The sequence below is a fragment of the Kitasatospora sp. NPDC053057 genome, assembly GCF_044546945.1.
In the GTDB taxonomy this organism is placed as follows: Bacteria; Actinomycetota; Actinomycetes; order Streptomycetales; family Streptomycetaceae; genus Kitasatospora.
Genome location: NZ_JBITZP010000038.1, coordinates 24,863 through 45,952, shown reverse-complemented (window position 1 = coordinate 45,952; position 21,090 = coordinate 24,863). Strand labels below are relative to the sequence as shown.

Here is a 21,090-nt window from a genome sequence, read left to right as displayed (position 1 = left end):
CCTGTGAAGATCGCACTGATGGACTCCGGAATCGGCCTGCTGGCCGCCGCCGACGCCCTTCGGAAGCTGCGCCCGGACGTCGATCTGGTGCTCTCTTCCAACCCGGCCTCGATGCCATGGGGGCCGCGCACGCCCGAAGAGGTCACCGAACTGGCGCTCGGCTGCTGCCGGGCCGCGGCCGCCCTGGAGCCCGACGCCCTGGTGATCGCCTGCAACACGGCCTCGGTCCACGCGCTCGCCACCCTGCGCGCCGAACTCGAGCCCGGCCTGCCCGTCATCGGCACCGTCCCGGCGATCAAGCCCGCCGCCGCCCTCGGCGGCCGCGTCGCCATCTGGGCCACCCCGGCCACCACCGGCAGCGACTACCAGCGCGGGCTGATCCGCGACTTCGGCGGCACCGCGGACGTCACCGAGGTCGCGTGCCCCGGCCTCGCGGACGCCGTCGAACACGGCGACGACGACGCCATCACCGCAGCCATCGCCGACGCCGCCGCCCGCACCCCGCACGGCACCGACGTGATCGTCCTCGGCTGCACCCACTACGAACTCGTCGCCGACCGCATCCGCACCGCCGTCGCCCCCACCGCCTCCCCGGCCCTCGCCCTCCTCGGCTCCGCCGACGCCGTCGCCGCCCAGGCCCTCCGCCGCGTCGCCGACCCCACCCGCACCGGCACCGGCACCCTCACCGTCCTGCACGCCGGCCTCCCCGCCACCCTGCCCCTCACCGCCACCCTCTATCCCCAGGGCCTCACCCTCACCCCCATCACCGCCTGACCCACCCGCAGAGCGCCTCCGGCCCGGAAAGCCGACGGAGCCGCACGAGTATGCGCTGCCCCAACCAGCCCGGGCCGTGGGTACGGCATTTCCTGGGGAGGCCGCGGCGCTTCCGGCGCGGACTACGACGTAGGAAGTCGAACAGCCCGACTTCTCGCGCTCAAGGTGGCTGAATCGGGTGCCCCCGGCGGTGCCGTTGGGGCACGCCGCATGCCTGGACGGCAGTGCGCCGAAGAGCGGAAATGGCCTGAACGGGACGGCGCTGTGTGGGGAGTCGATCCCCACACAGCGCCGTCGGCCGTCAGGCGACTTCTTGGCGGCGCCAGCGGCGGTAGGCGGGTTCGAGGCCGGAGAGGATGGTGTCGAAGCGGCGGGTGCTGGTGGTGGAGTCGACCTGGAGGCGGCTGATCTGGAGGGGGTGGGCGGGGAGTCGGGGGCCGAGGCGGTGGTCGGAGAGGAAGCCGAGGCGGTAGCCGAGTTCCTGCAGAACGGTTTCGGCGCGGGGGTCGTGGCCGCCGTCGGGGTAGGCGAAGGCGATCGGGGGTTCGCCGAGCCAGTGGGTGAGGGCTTCGTGGGCGCCGGTGATCTCGGTGCGGACGGTGGCGTCGTCGCAGCGGCCGAGGCACGGGTGCCCCTGGGTGTGGTTGCCGATGGCGACGCCGCCGTCCCGCAGGGCGAGCAGGTCGGCGGGGGTGAGCTGTTCCTGGCGGGGTGGCCGGCGGTCGGCGCTGACCCGCAGTTCGTGCAGGCTTCGGCGCCGGTCCGGGTCGGGCATGGCCTTGAGCCGGGGGAGCAGCTGGGAGGGGTGGCCGCAGTCGAGTGAGCGGGCGCGGCCGCCGTGGCGGGCGAGGAAGTCGGCCTCGTGCCACCAGAAGGGGCGCTCGGTGCCGATGAGTTCGGAGATGACGAAGGCGGTGGCGGGGATGCCACGCGCGTCGAGGGCGGGCAGGGCGTGGGTGAGGACGCTCCGGTCGGCGTCGTCGAAGGTGACCAGGACACTGCGCGGCGGCAGCGGCCGCCGCTCGGTGACGGCCTGGAGGACGGCTTCCAGCGAGACCGGGGTGGCGAGTCGCCGCAGTCGGTCGAGCTGGGCGCCGAAGGAGCGGTGGTCGGTGACCCCGTGGTAGGCGAGGACGGCGAGTCGCTGGGCGGCCCGGGCCCGGAACAGCGGCTGTACGGGGGCGAACCGCAGCCATTCGCCCCGTGCGTCCTGCTGTTCCGTCTCGGTCTGCTTCGGCTCGACGTGCCCCGCGTCGACGTGCCCCGCGTCGGCGTGCCCCGGGCCACCGCGCCTCGTATCGAGGTGCCTCGCGTCGAGGAGCGCGGCGTCAAGACGCTTGGTGTCGAGGCGCTTGGCATCGAGGTGTGTGGTCTCGAAGCGCTTCACCTCGACGGCCGGTCGGGGTCGGCCGGCGCCGTGGTGGTCGGACGCGCAGCCGGTGGTTGGTGCCCGCATGCCGGGCACGGGCCTGGCGCGGGCCGTGGAGGTCGATGGGGTGGATTGGGTCTGCGGCAACGGTTCCCCCTTGGTCGCCGAGCGGCGTGGCGGTACCGCCGGAGGACGGAGCCCGGCCTCCGACTCCAGGGGGCGGCGGCTCCGCTCCCTGGGTATTCCGGTTCTCGGTGGGGGGTTCTCACCCGTCCCGCGAACGGCTCCTGGATCACTCGATGCCATTGAGACCGCTGCACCGGACGGATGGTTGTACCGGGGGGACGAGGATTTTTCGTGGACTGATTGTGGAGCACGCACACGCCTCCCCAGGCCGGGAACACCCAGGACGGGCGCTCGCGCAGGGTGCGCGGAGCTTCACTCCGTGCGGGCTGCCCGCCGGGCCCGCCCGGGGTACCTTGGGCTCATGTCAGATGCGGACCGTGATCCCTTCCACCCGCACGGTGCGACCCGGTGGGGCCGCGCGTGCAGTGGTGGAGCCCTGGTCACCCACCGGATTCCGCTGGCCGTGGCGGGTGTGGCCTGCCTCGTGCTGGGCATCGTCGTGGCCGTGATCGTTCCGGACAGTGACGGTCCGGCCTGGGCGATGGCGGTGGCCGGCTGCCTGGCGACGGGGGTGCTGCTGCTCGGCCGGATCGTCTTCGGGGTGTTCCGTCGACGGGGCGCCGCGCTTTGACGGCGTTCCGACAAATTCGACTGTCACTCCACCGGTCGTCCCGGTGCGATTGATCAACAGATCGAGCGAAATTGGTCAGAACGACCGAATTTCATCTCATCCGACAAACTCGCGCTCTCTTCTTTCACCATTTCCGGACAACGGCTTCATCCCCCTCTCTCGTGAATGCGTTCCCGAGGGAGCGGCCGGACGGCTCGATAGGCTGCGCCGCATGCCTATTCCCCCCTTCCTCCTCGAACTCCGCTCCCTCGTGGGCACCCGTCCGCTCTGGCTGAGCGCCGTCGCCGCCGTCGTCGTGGACGACCGGGAGCGGGTGCTGCTCGCCCGACGGGCCGACGACGGGCGGTGGGCCTCGGTCGGCGGCATCCTCGACCCCGGCGAGCAGCCGGCCGACGGCGTGGTGCGCGAGTGCCTGGAGGAGACCGGTGTGGTGGTCGTGCCCGAGCTGCTCGCCTCGACCACCGTCACCCAGCCGGTCACCTACCCGAACGGCGACGTGACGCAGTACCTGGTGCTGACCTTCCGCTGCCGGGCGGTCGGCGGCGAGGCCCGGGTGAACGACGACGAGTCGCTGGAGGTGGGCTGGTTCGCGCTGGACGAGCTGCCGCCGATGCTCGACTTCGAGCACGAGCGGTTGCGCCACGCGCTGGAGTGCAGCGGCCCGGCGGTCTTCGCCTGGGACGGCAGGGAGTACCCGTAGAGCCCGCCGGTTTCAGCCCTTCTGCTGTCGGTAGGCCTCCTCCGCCGCGTCCAGCACGGCCGCCAGGTCCCCGCCCGCCGTGGCGGTCGCCGTGGCGGCCACCGCGCCCTCCACGAACGGCGCGTTCGCGAAGCGGACCGGGAACGGCAGGCCGTGCTCGTCGGCGTCGGACAGCAGGGCCCGCACGGTGGTGACGGCGCCGCCGAGGTCCGCGAGCACCACCACGCCGTGGCCCTGGTCGACCCGCCGGGTGGCGGCGGCCACCAGCACCGCGCTGATGCCCGGTCCGTCGGACGGGTCGCCGCCCGTCGCGGCGACCGGCGCGGGGGAGTCGGATCCGGTCAGAGTGAGTGCCAGGGAGCGTACGGCGGTGGCCAGTTCCTGGCTGTGCGAGACCAGGACGATCCCGACCCGGCCGTGCACGGCGGTCCGGGCCGGGGTGGGCCGGGGCAGCGGGGTGGGCGAGGGTGGGGTGCGGGGCGCCGGCGGGTGGGCCGAGGGGGCGTCGGAGATGGGGATGACGTCGGCGCGGGTGCGGGTGCCGTCCCGGCGGCTCATCGGCTGCTCCCTAGGGCGGGGTCGTGGGCGGATCGTGGGCAGGTCGTGAACGGCTCGGGAGCGGGTCCCGAGCGGGTCGTGGGCGGGCCGTCGGTGTACGGGACGGTCCGAGCGGCGCGGCGCCGGCTCGGGGCCCCGAGCCGGACCGCCGAGCGGCCCGTGCGGCGGCGCCGACCGACCCGTACCGGACCGCCGACCGGCCCCTGCCCGGCGGGCGGGTCCGTACGCGTCCTGGCAGCACTCTGGCAGCTGCCCGGGGCCCCCGCCGGTCGGGACACGCCCCACCGCGCCCCGAGCGCTCCTCCACCGGCCCTCCTCCCCGCCGGGCGGAGTCCTCGTCAACCCGCTGACCGGGGCCGGGGGGTGTGGCTAGGCTGATCGTGGAACGCCGTCGGGAGGAGATCGGTCAGTGGCAGTGAACAGCGGTACGGACACCAGCGTGAACGCCGGTGTGGTCGGGGCGGAGCCGGAGCTCGCGCCGAGCGGGAAGCCGAAGGTGGACTTCACCGGGGCCGAGTGGCTGTGCAGCAGCCAGGGCGTCGGGGACGTCCAGATCGCGTTCGTGGACGGGTACATCGGGATGCGGGACGGCCGTCAGGAGGACGGGCCGGTCCTGGTCTTCACCCCGGCCGAGTGGCGGGCCTTCGTGCTCGGTGCCCGGGACGGCGAGTTCGACCTCACCTGAGCGAACCCCACCCGAGCCACCAGCGCCGTCCGGGCGCACCCGCGGAGCGGTCCGAGCTGCAGGAACACGTGCAGCGTCCGGGGCCGCTCCGCGGGTGGTTCCGGAGGGTTCCGCGGCGGGCCCGGACGCTGATTCCGGTACCGAACATCACAACTGATGATCTTTTGAGCGTGCCCCGTCAGAATTTCTGTTGACTGTTAGACAAACGCAGCTCAGAGTATGAGCACAGGCAGACGCCGTGCCCACCGCCCCCACGCGGCCAGACACGGCGCCTGCTGTGCGGCCCGGCAGCACTGCCAGGCCATTCCTCCCAGTCATCCCCTGCGCACCGGGGTGCGTCGGCCGGTCCCGGCCCACGAGGGGCCGGCAGTCGCCGGGAGGCTGGCGCCGAGGCCGAGAGCGACTCGGACCACGGCACCTTTTGCTCGGGACCCGCACGCCCCCACGCGGCGGCGTCCCGAGCAGATCCACGGGAGCGACGGGCCGGGGCCCCGCGGATCTGGCTCTTGTTGCACGGAACTGCAGTGGAACTGTTGGCTTGTGTGTTCGTGCTGTGTGTGTTGACGAAGCTGGGTGCTCGGCAGTTCGGCACGACAAGTGCACAGTGAGGGAAACGCGTGTAGGGCCGCGTTGCGACATGCCGTCCCCCCGGAGGGTGAAACCCAGAACGGCTGTCGTGCTGAACCGAACGTAGCCCGGACGGTTGCTCAGAGTCAACATTGGTCTCTGAGCGTCGACCTCCCGCCCGTTCCCCGTCGGTGTCCCACCCGCCTCGCGAGTGCGGTGTGCCGGACACGTACGATGTTCCCATGTCTTTTCTCCGCCGTCGCTCCGGACAGCCCGCCGGCCCGGACTTCGACGTGCTCGCGATGGACCCGGGCGACTGGCCCGGCGACTTCGGTGCGGCCATGATGACCGGCCCGGACGGCTCCTGCCAGGGGATTTTCCTGCGCTACGACCTGTTCGGCGGCAGAGGCCCGGCGATGTTCATCGGCAACCTCCCCGAGGGCTCGCCCGCCCGGGAGACCGGCGACGAGGTGCCCTTCGAGGTGCGGCAGCTGCTCGCGGCGCTGGAGAACGACGAGCCGGTCGAGTTCGTCTCGGCCGAGGACTTCCCGGTCATGCTCGGGGACGACCTGCTGATCGTGAAGAAGGTCAAGGTCAGCGAGGAGCGCGTGTTCTGCGCCCAGTTCGGCCGCAGCGACGGCGTGCTGGTCACCATCGCGTCCTGGGACCGACCGATTTCGGACGACCTGTATCAGCTGCTGAAGCCGCTTCCGGCCGACATGTTCCAGCAGGGCTGACCGGGCCCCGCCCGGGGCTCGAACACTGCTTGACGGTATCGATCACCGGTTCGTACAGTCGCGGACATGCCGTGCCGTCTCCCGCTGTTGACCCGCCGCAGGCATCTGGACCTGCGCCGGACCGCCAGCGCGGTCTGTCCGGGCCGCTGAGGGGGGATTCCGCCCCCGTGGCGGCGGGCGGCCGACCGGACCGGGTCGGCGCCGATATCCCGGGGGCGGGTCGCGTGCCGGCCTCCGGGGCCGCCGGCCGGTTCCGCGCGCCCGCCCGGCGTGCCGCCCGCACTCGCTGAGCCACGCTGCCGCCCGGAGGCACCAGCCCCATGACGACCATCGCCGCCAACGATCGTTCGCCGAACGATCGTCCCCGATCCGAATCAGCGGATTCCGGCCACCCCACGCCGCCCACGCGCCCGACGGCCCCCGCCAGACCCACGACACCCACCGGACCCACGGCACCCGCGCCCGCGTCCGCGCCCGACCGCTCGGCGGTCGAGACCGCCCTGGCCGGCCTGCCCCGGGTGGTCGACCTGCTCGCCGCCCGCGCCGAGGAGCACGACCGCGACGCCACCTTCCCGTACCAGGGCATCGAGGCCGTCCACGAGGCCGGACTGCTCACCCTGACCGTCTCCCCGCGGTACGGCGGACCGGGCGGCACGCTCGCCGACACCGTCCGGGTGCTGGCCCAACTCGGCCGCGGGGACGCCTCGGTGGCCGTGGTCACCGCCTTCACCCTGCTCCAGCACGCCGAGCAGGCCCGCCGCCCGGGCTGGCCGACGGCCGGCTACCGGCGGCTGCTCACCGAGTCCCGCCGCGGGCCCGCGCTGGTCAACACGCTCCGGGCGGAGCCCGGCGGCCGGCCGGACGCGCTGCCCGGGACGGTGGCCCGGCGGGACGACGAAGGCTGGCTGCTGACCGGCCGGAAGACGTACTGCACCGGCGCCGAGGCGCTGGCCTGGATGGCCGTCACCGCGCGGACCGACGAACCCGAGCCCAGGATCGGGACGTTCCTCGTCCGCGGCGAGAGCGAGGGGCTGGAGATCGACCCGACCTGGGACCAGCTCGGCCTGCGGGCCAGCGCCAGCCACGACGTCGTGCTCGACGGGGTGCGGGTTCCGGTCGAACTCGCGCTCGGCCTGCGCACACCCGGCCGGGAGGACGGCGCGGAGGCCGAACTCGCCCGCGCCTGGCAGGATCTGGCGCTCGCCGCGGTGGCGATCGGGATCGCCCGGGCCGCCGAGGCCTGGCTGGTCCGCTTCCTGAACCAGCGCACTCCGGCCAACCTGACCGAACCGCTCGGCACCCTGCCGCGCTACCGCTGCGCCCTCGGCGAGATCGAGGCCCAGCTGATCGGCGCCGAGGAACTGGTCCACGGCCTGGCCTCCCGGGTGGACCGGGGCGAGCCGGACGCCGTGGCCCGGACCGGGCCGGCTCAACTGCTGGCCACCCGGGCCGCCACGACGGCCGTCCAGCAGGCCGTCGCGCTCACCGGCAACCCGGGGCTGAGCCGGCGTCACCCGCTGGAGCGGTACCTGCGGGACGTGCTCAGCAGCCGGGTGCACCTGGCGCCGGAGGAGGCCGTTCTGGACGCCGCCGGCCGGGCCGCCCTGGAACGCGGCGCCCGGCCGTAACGGCCCGTGGTTCAACTGCCCTTCAACGGTCTTTCAACGGCTCCCGTGGGCCCGGCGGTTCAGCGGGTGCCGACCGCGGCCCGGACCGCGCGGCGGGCCAGCGCGGCGTCGTCGTAGAGCCGGCGGATCATGATCCGCTGCTCCTCGCCGGCGCCCGGCACGTCGTACAGCCGGATCTCCCGCATCAGCACCAGCACCAGGTTCACCAGGAACGCGTCCCGGGCCAGCGTGCCGCCGCTCTGGGCGAGTTGGCTGATCTGGCGGCGGGCCGCGGTGTCGCCGGAGAGCACGCTCCACAGCACCGCCAGGTCGTAGCCCGGCAGGTACCAGCCGGCCTGCTCCCAGTCGACCAGCACCGGACCGGACGGTGCCAGCAGCATGTTGCTGAGCAGGGCGTCACCGTGGCACAGCTGCAGCGGGGTGTGGCCCAGGCCGTGCAGCAGGCCGCGCAGGTCGCCGGCGTCCCGGTCGGTGAGCTGGCCCACCGAGTGGTAGCGGGCGATCTCCATCTGGTAGTCCAGGCGCGGCTGGAAGACGTCGCTCGGCGGCCGCCAGAGGTTCAGCGTCCGGACGGCGCCGAGCAGCGCCCGCACCTCGCCCGGCGTGGGCGCGTTGACCGGGTGGCGTTCCCGGGCGGCCGGCCGCCCGGGAACGCGCTCCATGACGAGCACGCACCGGTCGTGGTCGGCCGCGACCAGCCGGGGCAGCCGCACCGGCGGGCGGTGCCGGACGAACGCCCGGTAGACCGCGACCTCGTGGTGGAAGTCGGCCACCAGCTGCTCGAAGTACTCACTCCGCACCGCCTGCGGCGCCAGGCACTTGGCGACCACCGGAGCCCGCCCGATGGTGCCCGCCACCAGGATGTGGCGGCTGCCCTCGCGCAGGACCTGGCGCGGGGTGAACGCGGGACATATCCGCGCGATGCTGCCCAGCGCGGCGCGCACCGCCGGGGTCTGCAGCGCCGACGGATCGATCCGCTCCGGTCCGAGCGGCGGCTGCCCGGGCCGCCGGGCCCGCAGCACCTGGCCGTCGGCCTGGCGGGCGAGCGGGAGGCGGTGGCCGACCGGCGGGGCGGCCTCGGGGCCGCGCAGCCCCAGCGCCGTACGGCCGGCCGGGACCCGGGCGTCCGTGGACCGGCCCTCGGTGCCGCGCGGAGCCACCGGTCGGCTCGTCGGGGGCACCTGCTTGGGCCCGGGACGGCCGTTGGCTGCGGTGGGGGGGCGCAGCGTGGTGCGGGTCGCGGTCGGCGTGGGGGTCGTCGCTGAGGAGTACATGGGCTGGGGGTGGTCCCTTCCGGTCCGTCGGCGGGTGCGCCCCGGGGGGCGCGGGAGGGCCGCTGCCGGGTGCTTCCTGGCACGGCGGCGGCCCTGCTGCGGTCGGTGGGTGGAGCGCGGGCGCCGGGCACGGACGCGGGGTCGGGAACCCCTGTTCGACAGTGCTCCGGCCGTCCGCACCCTGGGGAATGCGGTCGGCCGGACTGCCGTGGCCGTGCCCGGCGCCCCCGCGCCACCCGGCCGCGCCACCCCCTCGGGTGAGGACCGGGAGCGCCCCGTGCCACGGTCGGGGGACTGCCCCGGCCCTGGTGGGACGCCGCCCGACCCGAGGGGCGAGGTGGCGCACCCCTACAACACACCCGTCGGGCACTGGCTTAGTAGTCTGGCGGGCCCTGGCGAACGGTGGCGAATGCTCGCCTGGCACTTGCCGGAGCCTCTAGCCTCGGAGGTGCCGAGGAACCTGGGGGCTTCATTTGAGCAGGGAACCCAACACCCGACTCGCCGATCTGTTCGTCCTGACCGGATGGTCCAAGGGCGAGTTGGCGCGGCTGGTCAACCGTCGGGGTGCCGCGCTGGGGCAGCAGCAGCTGTCCACCGACACGTCGAGGGTACGGCGGTGGATCGAGCAGGGGGAGATCCCGCGCGATCCGGTGCCGAGGGTGCTGGCAGCCGTGTTCACGGAGCGGCTCGGCCGTGTCGTCACCACTGAGGACCTCGGTCTGGAACGACACCGGCCCACCAGGTCCGGAGCGGAGCCCTCCGCAGCAGTGCCATGGTCGCCGGATCGAACAGCCGCGGTCCTCACCGAGTTCACGGGAATGGACCTCATGCTGAACCGACGTGGATTGGTGGGCGCCGGAGCCGCGCTCACGACCGGGGCGGTCATCGCCGACTCGCTGAAGGGCTGGCTGGGCGGGGACGCGGTCGCGTACGCGGCCTCGGTGCCCGGGCCCCGCCAGGTGGTCACCGGGGGCGGCGCGCGCCCGGTGGTGGACGTGTACGACGCGGGCCCGGTCGGGCTCGACGAGGTGGAGTCGCTGGAGCGCTCGGTGCAGGTGTTCCGGGCCTGGGACGCGGCCCGCGGCGGCGGGCTCCAGCGCAAGGCGGTGGTCGGTCAACTCAACGAGGTGGGCGGCCTGTTGACCCACCGCCACGCACCGGCGGTGGAGCAGCGGTTGTGGCTGGTCGCGGCCAACCTGGCGGTGCTGGCCGGCTGGATGTCGCACGACGTGGGCCTGGAGCCCACCGCTCAGCGGTACTTCATGATCGCGGCCGAGGCGGCCAAGGAGGCCGGCGACCGGCCGCGGGCCGGCGAGGCGATCTCCCGGGCCGCCCGGCAGATGGTGCACCTGGGCCGGGCCGACGACGCGATCGACCTGATGTCGGCGGCCAAGGCGGGCGGCGGTCTGCTGCGGCCCAGAACCCGCGCGATGTTCAACACCGTCGAGGCCTGGGCGCACGCCTCGATCGGGCACTCCCAGGACACCTACCGGCTGCTCGGCGAGGCGGAGGACCTGTTCACCGAGGAGTCGCCGGAGCCGGCGCCGTCCTGGATGCAGGTCTTCGACGAGGCCGAACTGCGCGGCATGCAGGGGCTGGTGCTGCGCACCCTGGCCGAGCACGACCCGGCGGCGGCCCCCCGGGCCCGGCGGCAGGCGGAGCGGGTGATCACCCTGCGGGAGGGCACTGGGCAGCTGCGCTCGGCGCTGTTCGACCGGATCACGCTGGCCTCGGTGCACTGGATCACCGGGGAGCCGGACGCGGCGGCGTTCCAGGCCAAGATGGTGATGAACCTGATCGGCCAGAACTCCTCGCACCGGACCTGGGACCGGCTGCGCGAGATGTACCGGCTGACCGCGCGGTACCGGGGGCTGCCGGTGGTGGACGAGCTGCGGGCGGAGCTCGGCCGGGAGCTGCGGGCGGCGGACGCCAAGAACCGGCCGCGGTCGTCGTGAGACGGGGCGGCCGGCGGGGCCGGGTCGGGAAGGGCTGAGGTTCGGACCGAGGTTCGGGCCGGGGCTCGCGCTCGCGCTCGGGCGACGGCTCAGGCCGACGGGGCCGGCCGGAGCAGCATGCGCAGTGCGGTGACGGTGCCGTCCGCCCCGAGCACGGGCTCGCCCGCGCACTCGACGCTGTCGTGCCGTCCGCCGGGGCGGCGGATCCGCAGGGTGCCGGCGGCCGGACGGCCGTGCACCAGGGCGTCGGTCATCATCCGGCGCAGCAGCGGCCGGTCCGCCTCGGGGAGGCGGTCGGGCAGCCGGTCGAGGCTGAGCGGGCCGTGGCCCGGGTCGCAGCCGAGGAGGAGGTAGGCCTCCGCGTTCCAGCGGACGCCGTCGGTCAGCAGGTCCCACTCGGCCGAGCCGATGATCGGCTTGCCGTCGGCATCGCGGCGGCCGGGGCGGCCGCCGCTGTCGAGGGAGGGACCGGACGGCCCCTGCGCCGTGCCGTCCACTCTGCCCTCCGTTCCGCTGTCGGAGCCGTCGTCGGCGGTGCCGTCCGCGTCGCCCGCCGGGGCGCCGTCCACCGTGGCGGTGTCCGGCGGGCGGGCGGCGCCTAAGGGCATGCTCATGACGGGTCCATCGCTCGGTGTGGCCCCCGTGTGACTCCTCGGGGTGGTGAGAAGACTGTCGCACAGCGTCCACGCCGGTGTGGGCGATTTGGACAGAACGCAGGCAAAATTCCCCTGGCATATGCCACTGTGGCAGCGGCCTTCGTCGCCCTGTGTGCGGAAGGGGGTCCGAGGCGGTAACCTTCGGTGATTCCGGCGCCCGGGCGCCCACCGCAGTACCGACCAGAGACCCCCGGCGACGGAAATCCCGTTGCCACTACGACCGCCGCAACGGATGCTGACCTCATGTTCGAGCCAGTGATAGCACCTAGTGCCAGCCTCCTAGGCCTCCTGCAGCGAGGCCGCGGTGACGGGCAGCTCCACGCGCTGGCCGCCGACCGTGCCGAGGCCATCGCCGCGCTGGAGGAGTGCGTCACCAGGGATCCGCGGGCCGACTGGCAGGTCGAGAGCCGCTCCCTCTACTACGCCCGCCTCTACATGGAGCTGGAGGCCTCCCTCGACGGCATCGAGGACCACCTCCACTCCGCCGAGGACCTCGTCAGCGACGACGAGAGCCGCACCGGCCTCGCTCTTTCCGTCCTGGGCCACCTCGCCGCGTACGGCCGGCGCGACGCGCTGCTGGTGCTGCGCGAGTACGCCGCCACCGGCGCCAACTGGGCCTGGGCCCTGGACGAGCTCGCCCTGCGCGACGACGACCGGGGCCTGCTGCTGCTCGGCACCGCCGTGCTGGACCGCTTCGCACCGGGCCCCGAGGGTGACGCCGAGCTGCGCGAGTTCATCCGCAACGCCTACGAGCAGAGGCCCTGGCGCCTCTGGGCGGCCTACCACCCGAGAGTGGCCGCGGCCAGCGAGCAGTCACCCTTCGACCTCTGGCAGCGCCAGCTCAACCGCAGCGGCGTCACCCCCGGCTGGTCCACCGCCGACGTGCTGGCCTGGGCCGACCAGGGGCAGCTGGGCGACCTCGGCGCCGGCGCCTTCCTGGGCCACCCCGAGCCGGTGCGCGTCGACGAGGACCCGTCCGGGCCCGACGCCGTGGACCGCCGCGCCGCCGCGGCTGCCCGCTGTCTGACCGCCGTCGTCCGGCCCGAGGACCGCCCCGTCCTGCTGGAGGCCGCCCGCGGCGGCCTGCCCGGCGCCCGGCGGGCCGCCCTGCGCTACCTGGTCGACCAGCGCGACCCGGCCGCCCTCGAACTGATCGAGGCCGCCGCAGCTGACGTGGACGACCGGGTCGTCCGGGCAGCTCTGGAATTGCTCGGCCGGATGCGCGGCCCCGAGGTGCTGGCCCAGGCCCGCCGCTGGGCGGCCAGCGGCGGGGCCGACAGCGCGCTCGGCGAGACCGCCGTCCGCCTGCTCGCCGACGCCGGGGAACCGGCCGACGCGCCGCTGGTGGTCGCCGGACTGCGCCGCTGGATCTCCGTGCGCGGGGTCAGCGGTACCGGCCTGGGATCGCTGGTCGACGGTGCGGGGCGGCTGGCCGCCGCCGACGCCGTCCCGGTCCTGCGCCACATCTACGGGGAGGCCGCCTCCTCCGAACTGCGCGGTCGCGCCGCCCGGGCGCTCGCCGTGACCGATGTGCACTTCCCCGAGGGGCCCGCCGTCGAGTGCCTCTGGGACTGCGAGGAGTCCACGCGCGAGCTCGCCGCGCGCCACGTCGCCACCACGGGCGACGCGCGTGTGCTGGAGCGGCTGCGAAGGCTCGCCGCCGACCCGGCCGAAGAGGCCGAGGTCCACGCCGCCGTACGCGGCCGATTGACCGCCGCCCGCGAGTTCGGGCGCTAGGTAGGTCCTCAACGTTCAGTGGGCCGGGACACCGCGAAGGTGTCCCGGCCCACTGCTTTTCGGAGGCCGCGAGGCCGCTGGTGGAACGCCGTTCTACTTGGTGCTACTTGATCGAACCCGCGCCCGGGGCCAGCACGCCGCCCGCCACCTTTGCGTCCCGGCCCGGGCCGGGACTAGCCCGCGGGCCGGGCCCGGACCCAGGTGCGGTCCTCCGTCAGATACGCCTCGACCCGCAGGCCGGCGTCCGTCAGGGCCTGCTCGAAGACCTCCGTGCTGAGCGGACGGGACAGGAAGGTCTGGGTCCAGGTGCCGTCCGGGAACACGTACTCCGCGTGGACGGAGTTCACCCCGGAACCGACCGGTGTCGCGGAGAGGATCCGGGCCACCCCGTCCGTTCCGGCGATCCGGCTCTCCCGCGGCACGTTGCGGTGCCAGTCCTCGCCCTCGCGCTGCACCAGCACGCAGCCGTCCTCCGCGACGTGGCGGCGGCAGGTCTCCAACAGGCCCTGGCGGACGGAGGGATCGCCGGCGTGCACCAGGAAGGAGGCCAGCAGGACGACGTCGAAGCGCTCGCCGAGGTCCAGCCGCTCGATCGGGCTGCGCACCGTGCGGACGCCCGCGCGCACCCGGGCCAGCATCTCGGCGGACTCGTCCACGGCCGTGACGGCGAAGCCGCGCTCGACCAGCGGGTGGGTCATCCGGCCGACGCCGCAGCCCAGTTCGAGGATCCGGGCGCCGGGCGGCACCGCGGCCTGGATCACGTCCGGGGCGTCGCCCACCGGGAGGCGGGTCCACACCTCGACCGCGCAGCCGTCCGGCGTGATCGCGCCGGCGCCCGTGCCGTCGTAACCCTGGCGTCGCTCGTTGCTCATGTGCGTGTCGTTGCCCATGGGTGTCATCGGAACACGGGTGGGGTGGGGAGGGAAGGGCGGTCCGGCGCCTTTCGGTCAGTTCGGCCGATTCGCCTCGCCGGTCCGTCTGTTCGTCAGTTCGTCAGTTCGCGGAGGGCGGCGCGCAGCCAGGAGAGTTCGGCCTCGGTCGTGGCGCGGGCGGTCAGCAGCAGGCCGCGCCGGAACGGGTCGGCGAACTCCTCGGCGGTGCGCGGGCGGTCGCCCTCGTAGAAGAAGCTGGCCGGCTCGGACAGGAAGGCGACCCGGCGGCGCAACACGGCGGCCTGGGCGGCCGGGTCGTCGAGGTGGCGCAGGAAGGAGACCAGGGCGGTCCAGCGGTTCCCGTCGCTGATGTCGAGCGGCTCGGGCTCGCGCAGCCGGTCGAGCAGCGCGGTGCGACCGGCCTCGGTCAGGTGCAGGGTGTGCCGGGGTGCGGCGGCGCTGCCGGGCTCGGTCTCGCGGACCAGCAGGCCATCGGCCTCCAGGCGCTTGATCGCGGGGTAGAGCGAGCCGTCGCTGATCGGGCGGACGTGGCCGGTGAGCCCGGCGAGGTGGCGGCGCAGTTCGTAGCCGTGCAGCGGCCGGTCGTACAGGAATCCGAGGATCGCGAGCTTCAGCATGGGGCCACTCTCTCAGATCCGTGTCTCGATGCGTGGGTATATCGCTTTCGGGATACATCGACTTCGAGGTATGGTCTCGGCAGTTCCCGACCGACACAGGAGTGTGTGCGCATGCGCGAAGCCCCCGTCACCCCGAACGGCGACCGGATCCGCTGGGTCGAGCTGCCCGGTGCCGAGCCCGCCCGGCTCTACCTGCACGGGCTCGGCGCCAGCTCGCCCGTCTACTTCGCGGCTGCCGCCGCCCCCCCGCTGCTCACTGGGCGCCGCTCGCTGCTGCTCGACCTGCTCGGCTTCGGGATCAGCGACCGGCCCGCGGACTTCTCCTACACCCTGGAGGCGCACGCCGACGCGGTCGCGGCGGCGGTCGCGGCCGCCGGGCTGGACCGGGTCGAGGTGGTCGGCCACAGCATGGGCGGCGCGATCGCGATCGTCCTGGCGCACCGGCACCCCGGACTGGTCTCGCGACTGCTCCTGGTCGACGCCAATCTGGACCCGATCGAGCCCGGCCGCCGACGGATCGGAAGCAGCGGGATCGCGAGCTACACCGAGGCGGAGTTCCTGGTCGACGGACGGGAGGAAGTCGCCGAGCGGGTCGGCCCGTTCTGGTGGTCCACCATGCGGCTGGCCGGGCCCGAGGGCCTGTACCGCAGCGCCGTGCACCTCGCCCGGGGGAGCGAGCCGACCATGCGCGAGCTGCTGCTCGGACTCGACCTCCCACGCACCTTCCTCCACCCGGAGGCGGAGGAACCGGCGGGCGCTGACGCCCTGCGCGCGGCGGGGGTGCGGGTGGTGGAGGTGCCGGACTGCGGGCACAACATCATGCTCGACAATCCGGACGGCTTCGCGGTGGCGGCCGCGCAGGCGCTGGGCGTCGGCTGAGCCCGAACTAGGCTGAACGGGACCGCCGCAGAGGAGTCCGTACGATGCCCATCCTCGTCCCACCCGCACTGGCCGAGTCGCTGGCCGAGTTCCTCGGCGCGGACGGACGCACCTGGGCTGCCCGACTCCCGGCCCTGGCAGGCGAGTTGCTCGAACGCTGGGAGCTGCGCCCGGACGGGCCGGTGGCGCACGGTGTGGTCGGGCTGGTGCTGCCCGTCCGGCGCGCCGACGGCACGCCCGCGGCGCTCAAGCTCCAGCCGGTGGACGAGGAGACGGCGGGAGAACCGGTCGCCCTGCGCGCCTGGGACGGGCACGGTGCCGTCCGGCTGCTCGACCACGAATCCGGCTCCGGCTCCATGCTGTTGGAGCGCCTGGACCCGGCACGCTCACTGCTCGAACTGCCCGACGACCGCGAGGCGCTACACGTACTCGCGGGGCTGCTAGGTGAACTGACGCAGCATCAGGCACCTATCGGGCTGCGGACCTTGGCCGAGACCGCAGACCGTCTGCTGCTGAGGGCCCCGGCCGCGGCCGCCGCCCTCGGCGACCCGGCCGAACGGCGGCTGCTCGCCGACTGCACGGCCGCCCTCCTGGCGGTCTGCGCCGAGCCGGGCGACCGGCTGCTGCACTGGGACCTGCACTACGGCAACGTCCTCGCCCCGCCGCCGGGCAGCGACCGGGCGCCCTGGCTGGCCATCGACCCCAAGCCGCTGGCCGGGCACCCCGGCTTCGAGCTGCTGCCCGCGCTGCGCAACCGGTGGGCGGACGTGTCGGCCGCCGGGGACCCGGCCCGAGCGCTGCGGTGGCGCTTCGAGCTGCTGGTCGAGGTGCTGGAGCTGGACCGCGAGGTGGCGGCGGCCTGGACGCTCGCCCGGGTGCTGCAGAACGCGGTCTGGGCCGTGGAGGAGGGGGAGGGCGCGTTCGATCCGGCTCAACGGGTCATCGCGGAGCTGCTGTTGGGCCGGAGCTGAGCGCGTTCCGTCCAGGGTCCGCGCATCGGTGCCCCCGTCGCGTCCGCCCCCCGTCGCGTCCGCTCGCCGTCACGTCCGTCCGCCGTCAGGTGAACGCCTCGACCCGGACCCCGGCCGAGGCGAGGGCGCCGCGGATCCGCCAGGCGAGCTGCGCGGCGCCCGGGGTGTCGCCGTGGACGCACAGCGAGCGCGCCTCGACGGCGATGCGGTCGCCGCCGACGGCTTCCACCGTGCCGTCCCGGGCGATGCCGACGGCACGGGTGATCACCGACTCGGGGTCGTGCACCACCGCGTCGGGCTCGCGGCGCGGGACGAGGGTGCCGGCCCAGGTGTAGGCGCGGTCGGCGAAGGCCTCGGTGACGACGGGCAATCCGACCCCCTCGGCGACGGAGAGCAGCCGGGAGCCGGGCAGTCCGAGGACGGGCAGCGGCCCGTCGCAGATCGCCCCGGCGCGGAGCACGCCGGCCACCACGGCCTCGGCCTGCTCGGAGTCGGCGACCACCCGGTTGTAGAGGGCGCCGTGCGGTTTGACGTAGGAGACCCGGGAGCCGGCGGCGCGGGCGAAGACCTGGAGGGCGCCGATCTGGTAGGCGATCTCGTCGGCCAGTTCCTCCGGGGGGACGTCCATCGCGCGGCGGCCGAAGCCGGCCAGGTCGCGGTAGGAGACCTGGGCGCCGATCCGGACGCCGCGTTCGGCGGCGAGTGCGCAGACCCGGCGCATCGTCGACGGGTCCCCGGCGTGGTAGCCGCAGGCGACGTTGGCGCTGGTCACGACGGACAGCAGCGCCTCGTCGTCGGTCAGGCTCCAGCGCCCGAACCCCTCGCCGAGGTCCGCATTGAGATCGATCACCGCATCGGCCACGCCCGTCCGCCTTCCAGCAACTGTTGAGCCAGATGGTAGGGCCTGGCGATGAAGCCCGGTGACCGTGACCCGGAGGCCCGGAAGGCCCTCCGGCGCGCGGCCTCCGTGCACGCGCCCCGGGGCGGCGCCGAGGGCCGTCGACTCAGTGCGCAGCCAGGCGTTGCTGGAAGGAACGTTCCAGCGGACGCAGTGCCCGGAGCACGATCAGCAGCGGAATGACGCCGAAGACACCGAACGACATGTCGATGAATCGCCATGCCAGCGGGATCCCCCGCAACGGTCCGCAGATCAGCGCCAGCGGGATCACCGCGCCGCAGGCGAGCACCGCCCAGCGGATCACCCAGATGTTGCGGACCGGGTCCTTGAGCGGCCCCCAGAAGGCGGCGCCGATCACCAGGTGGGCGAAGGCCAGCCAGTCGGTGCCGTACGCCAGGAACGGATAGCGGTCGTTGGTCTCGGCGACGCCGGTGTGCACCCGTTCGAACCAGGCGAGCACGGCCGGGAAGTGGTCGGTCAGCGGCGCGGCCGGGCCGGAGGCGAAGTCGACCAGCCAGCCGGTCTCGGTCTCCAGCGGGAAGGCGGTCAGGCCGCTCAGCACCAGGCAGACCAGGAAGGCCCGGAGCCACCGCCGGACCCGCCGCAGGATGACCGCAGGGTCGCCGTCCATCTCGCACACCTCCATGTCGAGCGTGCCCCTGCCGGGCACGCCGAATAGCAGGCGGAGTCTTGTCCCACCTGCGCGGAGCCGACTGTAGACCCATCTTTTGAACATGTTCAACATTCTCCCACCGGCCCGCTGGTGGTGGACCCTGCCGCCCTCACCGTTTTGTCGAATGCCGGTTCGGGAATGGCGGAAACCCGTCGAAACCACGTTCTGAATCCACCCCCGACACGCCACCCGGCCGGCCAGCCGGCCCGTCCGCAAGGTCCGTTTCGGTCGATGTCGGTGCGAACCTCTAATCTTGTCCACCGTGACCGCCATCGCTGACCCGCCCACCGAGCCCGGCCTCCGGCCGGCCGCCGGCGCCGCCGTGCCCGCACCGCGGCCCGCGCCCGGCCCCGCCGCCGACGAGGGCCTGGCCCGCCGGCTCAAGGCGCTGGCCTGCACCGCCCCGCTGCACGACCTGGACAACCGCAAGGTCAACCTGGCCGGCGAGTACGGCGGCTACGCGATGGCCGAGGTCGGTCTCGCCGCGATCGACCTGGTCACCCTGAACATGGACTTCGACACCGGGGCCGACCGCGACATAGTGCTCGCCCGGATGCTGCCCCGGGTCGCCGCCCAGGCCCCGCACCGGCACGCCCCCGAGCACGAGCGGGTCGCCCGCTGGGTGCTGGAGTCGCTGATCAACGTCGGCAGCGTGGACCGCGGCTTCCGTGCCGTCTACGGCACCTTCGGCGTGGACGGCGAGTACATCCGCCGCGACTACGACTTCAAGCTGATCGAGGAGGTCCCCGGCCCCGACGGCGGCGTCTACCTGCGCACCACCGACGAGGCGGTCAACGTCCTGGTCGGCGCGCTCGACACCGACGTCACCTCGGCCCAGATCGCCGCCGAGGTCAAGCTGGAGGTGCTGATCCGCCGCGGCCGCCTGGCCGACGCCCAGCTGGCCGCCGAGCAGGCCCGCTACCGCACCGTCCAGTACGCCGAGACGCTGCGCCGCGCCCTCGACGCCACCCGCCGCAACGTCCGCGCGGTCGACTGGATGAAGGCGGTCCCGGACCTCATCGACGAGGCCCTGGACCACATCGCCGACCGCTACCGGCACGAGAACGCGATTCTCACCAACATCCGCAAGGCCCGCGACGAGGCCGAGGACCCGGAGCACAAGCGCCGCGCCGCCGAGCTGGTCGACATCGTCAAGGACTGCATCCGCCGCCACACCCAGCTGCAGACCCGCCTGCTGGAGGCCGGCCCGCTGTTCCGCGCCGAGCAGGACCGGCAGGCCTTCGCCACCCCCGGCGCCCGCAGCGGCATCGACCTGTACGGGCAGCTGCTCGCCCCCGTGCTGCAGCTGCCGATAGAGCAGGCCGTCCGCCCCACCGGCGCCTTCTTCGCCCGCGGCGCCGGACTGCGCACGCCCGTCTCGGTCCGGGTCGCCGACCTGGTCGACCTGCTGCTCACCCCGCCGGTCGAGCGCGAGCACCTCGGCGCCGAACTGCCCGACCCGGACCTGGTCGCCACCCCGGACGACAGCCGCTTCTCCGAGGCCCAGCTCGAATCCGCCCTGGAACTGCTCGACCTGCCCCCGGACGCCCCCCGCCGGCTCTCCGGCCTGCTCGCCGACGCCCGCAAGCGGGACCCGGAACTCCCGTACCTGGTCGCCCTGCTGGCCGTGCACGCGGCCAGCCCGCCGGTCGGCACCGCCTACCGCCAGGGCGAGGAGCGGCTGCTGTTCGCCGTGGACGACGGCACCCCGCTGCGCGACCGGGAGTTCGGCGGCGCCGACCTGATCGTCGGCAGCGCCCTGCTCGACGCGGTCGGCATGGCCGCCGACCGCAAGGACGCCGGCTGACCAGCCGGGCAGTGACTTTACAAGCACCCACGTTGACGAACCGTAACCACCGCGCCACCCCCGAGGAGCACCGCCCGTGACGACCCACCACGACACGTCCTGGGCGGCCGAGAGCGAACCCGCGGCCCCCGCGCCGATCACCCCGGCCGACGTCGCCGACGCCGCCCGGCTGGTCTCCTTCGGCCTCCAGGCCAAGCTGCTCCCCGCCCGCGACGCCGAGTACGCCGAACTCGTCCGCCGCCACCGCGAGGACCCGCCGTTCGCCCGCCTCGCCGACGCCATCGCCACCGGCATGGGCCTGGTCGTCCTGGAGGTCTCGCCGCGGGCCGGGATGGCCGTCGCCGCCGCCGAGGACTCGCTGTTCGCCGTCCGGATGGGCGACTACTCGCGCCGCGCCGCCTCCGAGTCCACCGACCGCTTCCTGCACGGCCTGGCCCACCTCGCCGTCGCCGCAATGGCCTTCCCCCGCCCCGAGGACCTCGCCGACGACGGCTACCTCGGCCGGATCACCGTCAACGGCGTCGACTCCTTCGTCCGCCAGGCCTGCCGCCGCCTCGAGGAGCAGGCCGACGCCGACGGCGCCAACACCGACCCGGCCTCCGACGCCCCCGGCCTGGAGGCCGCCTGGCGGGTCTGGGCCCGGCGCACCGCCACCGGCGCCACCAAGGACGCCCGCCGGCTCTCCGGCTCCACCATCGGCATCGTCGCCAAGGCCGTCATGTTCCTGGTCGACTCCGGCTTCCTGCAGAAGGTCTCCGACGACTCCGGCGGCACCTACCGCACCACCGCCCGCTACCAGCTCCAGGTCCGCGACCTGGCCGGCAGCGCCGCGATGGCCGAACTGCTCGACCTCGGCATCGTCCCGGTCTCCGACGGCACCGCCAGCCTGCTGCCGCCGGACACCAGCGACGAGCTGGTCGCCGACGCCGGCCTGCCGTTCCACTCGCTCTGATCG

General features: G+C 74.1%; 21 protein-coding genes. 13 read left to right on the top strand and 8 right to left on the bottom strand.

Features of this window, described 5'->3' with window-relative positions:
* Positions 1-3 precede the first annotated feature (3 nt).
* Positions 4-774 carry a glutamate racemase gene (locus tag ACIG5E_RS30575; protein ID WP_396538860.1) on the top strand — a complete coding sequence of 257 codons (771 nt, stop codon included), beginning with the start codon at positions 4-6 and terminating at the stop codon, positions 772-774.
* 301 nt (positions 775-1,075) lie between these two features.
* Here the strand turns inward: ACIG5E_RS30575 and ACIG5E_RS30570 are convergent, their stop codons facing one another.
* Entirely contained in the window at positions 1,076-2,230 is a 1,155-nt protein-coding gene (locus ACIG5E_RS30570; RefSeq protein WP_396538858.1) for a polysaccharide deacetylase family protein, read from the bottom strand.
* A 400-nt stretch (positions 2,231-2,630) separates the two neighbouring features.
* Between ACIG5E_RS30570 and ACIG5E_RS30565 the strand changes: the two genes are divergently transcribed.
* The gene (locus ACIG5E_RS30565) at positions 2,631-2,900 is read left to right on the top strand and encodes a hypothetical protein (protein ID WP_396538856.1); all 270 of its coding nucleotides are present in this window, start codon (positions 2,631-2,633) and stop codon (positions 2,898-2,900) included.
* 211 nt (positions 2,901-3,111) lie between these two features.
* Entirely contained in the window at positions 3,112-3,600 is a 489-nt protein-coding gene (locus tag ACIG5E_RS30560) for an NUDIX hydrolase (RefSeq protein WP_396538854.1), read from the top strand.
* 12 nt (positions 3,601-3,612) lie between these two features.
* Here the strand turns inward: ACIG5E_RS30560 and ACIG5E_RS30555 are convergent, their stop codons facing one another.
* Positions 3,613-4,158 (bottom strand): PTS-dependent dihydroxyacetone kinase phosphotransferase subunit DhaM, encoded by a 546-nt coding sequence (locus tag ACIG5E_RS30555; RefSeq protein ID WP_396538852.1) that lies wholly within the window; start codon positions 4,156-4,158, stop codon positions 3,613-3,615.
* A 451-nt stretch (positions 4,159-4,609) separates the two neighbouring features.
* On the opposite strand from ACIG5E_RS30555, the gene ACIG5E_RS30550 reads away from it, so the two are divergent.
* From ACIG5E_RS30550 to ACIG5E_RS30535, 4 genes are all read left to right on the top strand, one after another.
* Positions 4,610-4,843 carry a DUF397 domain-containing protein gene (locus tag ACIG5E_RS30550; RefSeq protein WP_396538918.1) on the top strand — a complete coding sequence of 78 codons (234 nt, stop codon included), beginning with the start codon at positions 4,610-4,612 and terminating at the stop codon, positions 4,841-4,843.
* Between the two features lie 809 nt (positions 4,844-5,652).
* Positions 5,653-6,147 carry a hypothetical protein gene (locus tag ACIG5E_RS30545; RefSeq protein ID WP_030288620.1) on the top strand — a complete coding sequence of 165 codons (495 nt, stop codon included), beginning with the start codon at positions 5,653-5,655 and terminating at the stop codon, positions 6,145-6,147.
* Between the two features lie 66 nt (positions 6,148-6,213).
* A complete protein-coding gene (locus tag ACIG5E_RS30540) occupies positions 6,214-6,297 on the top strand; it encodes a putative leader peptide (protein WP_355211871.1) in 84 nt (27 codons plus the stop codon).
* 170 nt (positions 6,298-6,467) lie between these two features.
* Positions 6,468-7,775, top strand: coding sequence for an acyl-CoA dehydrogenase family protein (locus ACIG5E_RS30535; protein WP_396538850.1), 1,308 nt, complete (start codon positions 6,468-6,470; stop codon positions 7,773-7,775).
* A 59-nt stretch (positions 7,776-7,834) separates the two neighbouring features.
* On the opposite strand, the gene ACIG5E_RS30530 is transcribed toward ACIG5E_RS30535, so the two are convergent.
* A complete protein-coding gene (locus tag ACIG5E_RS30530; protein WP_396538848.1) occupies positions 7,835-9,049 on the bottom strand; it encodes a phosphotransferase in 1,215 nt (404 codons plus the stop codon).
* 473 nt (positions 9,050-9,522) lie between these two features.
* On the opposite strand from ACIG5E_RS30530, the gene ACIG5E_RS30525 reads away from it, so the two are divergent.
* Positions 9,523-11,004 carry a hypothetical protein gene (locus ACIG5E_RS30525; RefSeq protein WP_396538846.1) on the top strand — a complete coding sequence of 494 codons (1,482 nt, stop codon included), beginning with the start codon at positions 9,523-9,525 and terminating at the stop codon, positions 11,002-11,004.
* 89 nt (positions 11,005-11,093) lie between these two features.
* Here the strand turns inward: ACIG5E_RS30525 and ACIG5E_RS30520 are convergent, their stop codons facing one another.
* Entirely contained in the window at positions 11,094-11,618 is a 525-nt protein-coding gene (locus tag ACIG5E_RS30520) for a hypothetical protein (RefSeq protein ID WP_396538844.1), read from the bottom strand.
* Between the two features lie 285 nt (positions 11,619-11,903).
* On the opposite strand from ACIG5E_RS30520, the gene ACIG5E_RS30515 reads away from it, so the two are divergent.
* On the top strand, positions 11,904-13,397 hold the full coding sequence (locus tag ACIG5E_RS30515; RefSeq protein WP_396538842.1) for a HEAT repeat domain-containing protein: 1,494 nt from the start codon (positions 11,904-11,906) through the stop codon (positions 13,395-13,397).
* Between the two features lie 173 nt (positions 13,398-13,570).
* Here ACIG5E_RS30515 and ACIG5E_RS30510 read toward each other — a convergent pair whose 3' ends face one another.
* Positions 13,571-14,287, bottom strand: a complete 717-nt coding sequence (locus ACIG5E_RS30510) for a class I SAM-dependent methyltransferase (protein ID WP_396538840.1) — start codon at positions 14,285-14,287, stop codon at positions 13,571-13,573.
* A gap of 95 nt (positions 14,288-14,382) precedes the next feature.
* Complete coding sequence (locus ACIG5E_RS30505; RefSeq protein ID WP_396538838.1) at positions 14,383-14,907, bottom strand: PadR family transcriptional regulator; 525 nt, start codon at positions 14,905-14,907, stop codon at positions 14,383-14,385.
* Between the two features lie 111 nt (positions 14,908-15,018).
* On the opposite strand from ACIG5E_RS30505, the gene ACIG5E_RS30500 reads away from it, so the two are divergent.
* Both ACIG5E_RS30500 and ACIG5E_RS30495 read left to right on the top strand, forming a co-directional pair.
* Positions 15,019-15,786 carry an alpha/beta fold hydrolase gene (locus ACIG5E_RS30500; RefSeq protein ID WP_396538836.1) on the top strand — a complete coding sequence of 256 codons (768 nt, stop codon included), beginning with the start codon at positions 15,019-15,021 and terminating at the stop codon, positions 15,784-15,786.
* A 44-nt stretch (positions 15,787-15,830) separates the two neighbouring features.
* Positions 15,831-16,757 carry an aminoglycoside phosphotransferase family protein gene (locus ACIG5E_RS30495; RefSeq protein WP_396538834.1) on the top strand — a complete coding sequence of 309 codons (927 nt, stop codon included), beginning with the start codon at positions 15,831-15,833 and terminating at the stop codon, positions 16,755-16,757.
* 85 nt (positions 16,758-16,842) lie between these two features.
* Here the strand turns inward: ACIG5E_RS30495 and ACIG5E_RS30490 are convergent, their stop codons facing one another.
* Positions 16,843-17,619, bottom strand: a complete 777-nt coding sequence (locus ACIG5E_RS30490) for a LamB/YcsF family protein (protein WP_396538832.1) — start codon at positions 17,617-17,619, stop codon at positions 16,843-16,845.
* A gap of 142 nt (positions 17,620-17,761) precedes the next feature.
* The gene (locus ACIG5E_RS30485; protein WP_396538830.1) at positions 17,762-18,286 is read right to left on the bottom strand and encodes a hypothetical protein; all 525 of its coding nucleotides are present in this window, start codon (positions 18,284-18,286) and stop codon (positions 17,762-17,764) included.
* Positions 18,287-18,590: 304 nt separating this feature from the next.
* On the opposite strand from ACIG5E_RS30485, the gene ACIG5E_RS30480 reads away from it, so the two are divergent.
* Positions 18,591-20,135 carry a hypothetical protein gene (locus ACIG5E_RS30480; protein WP_396538828.1) on the top strand — a complete coding sequence of 515 codons (1,545 nt, stop codon included), beginning with the start codon at positions 18,591-18,593 and terminating at the stop codon, positions 20,133-20,135.
* Positions 20,136-20,211: 76 nt separating this feature from the next.
* Positions 20,212-21,087 carry a hypothetical protein gene (locus tag ACIG5E_RS30475; protein ID WP_396538826.1) on the top strand — a complete coding sequence of 292 codons (876 nt, stop codon included), beginning with the start codon at positions 20,212-20,214 and terminating at the stop codon, positions 21,085-21,087.
* Positions 21,088-21,090: the final 3 nt, after the last annotated feature.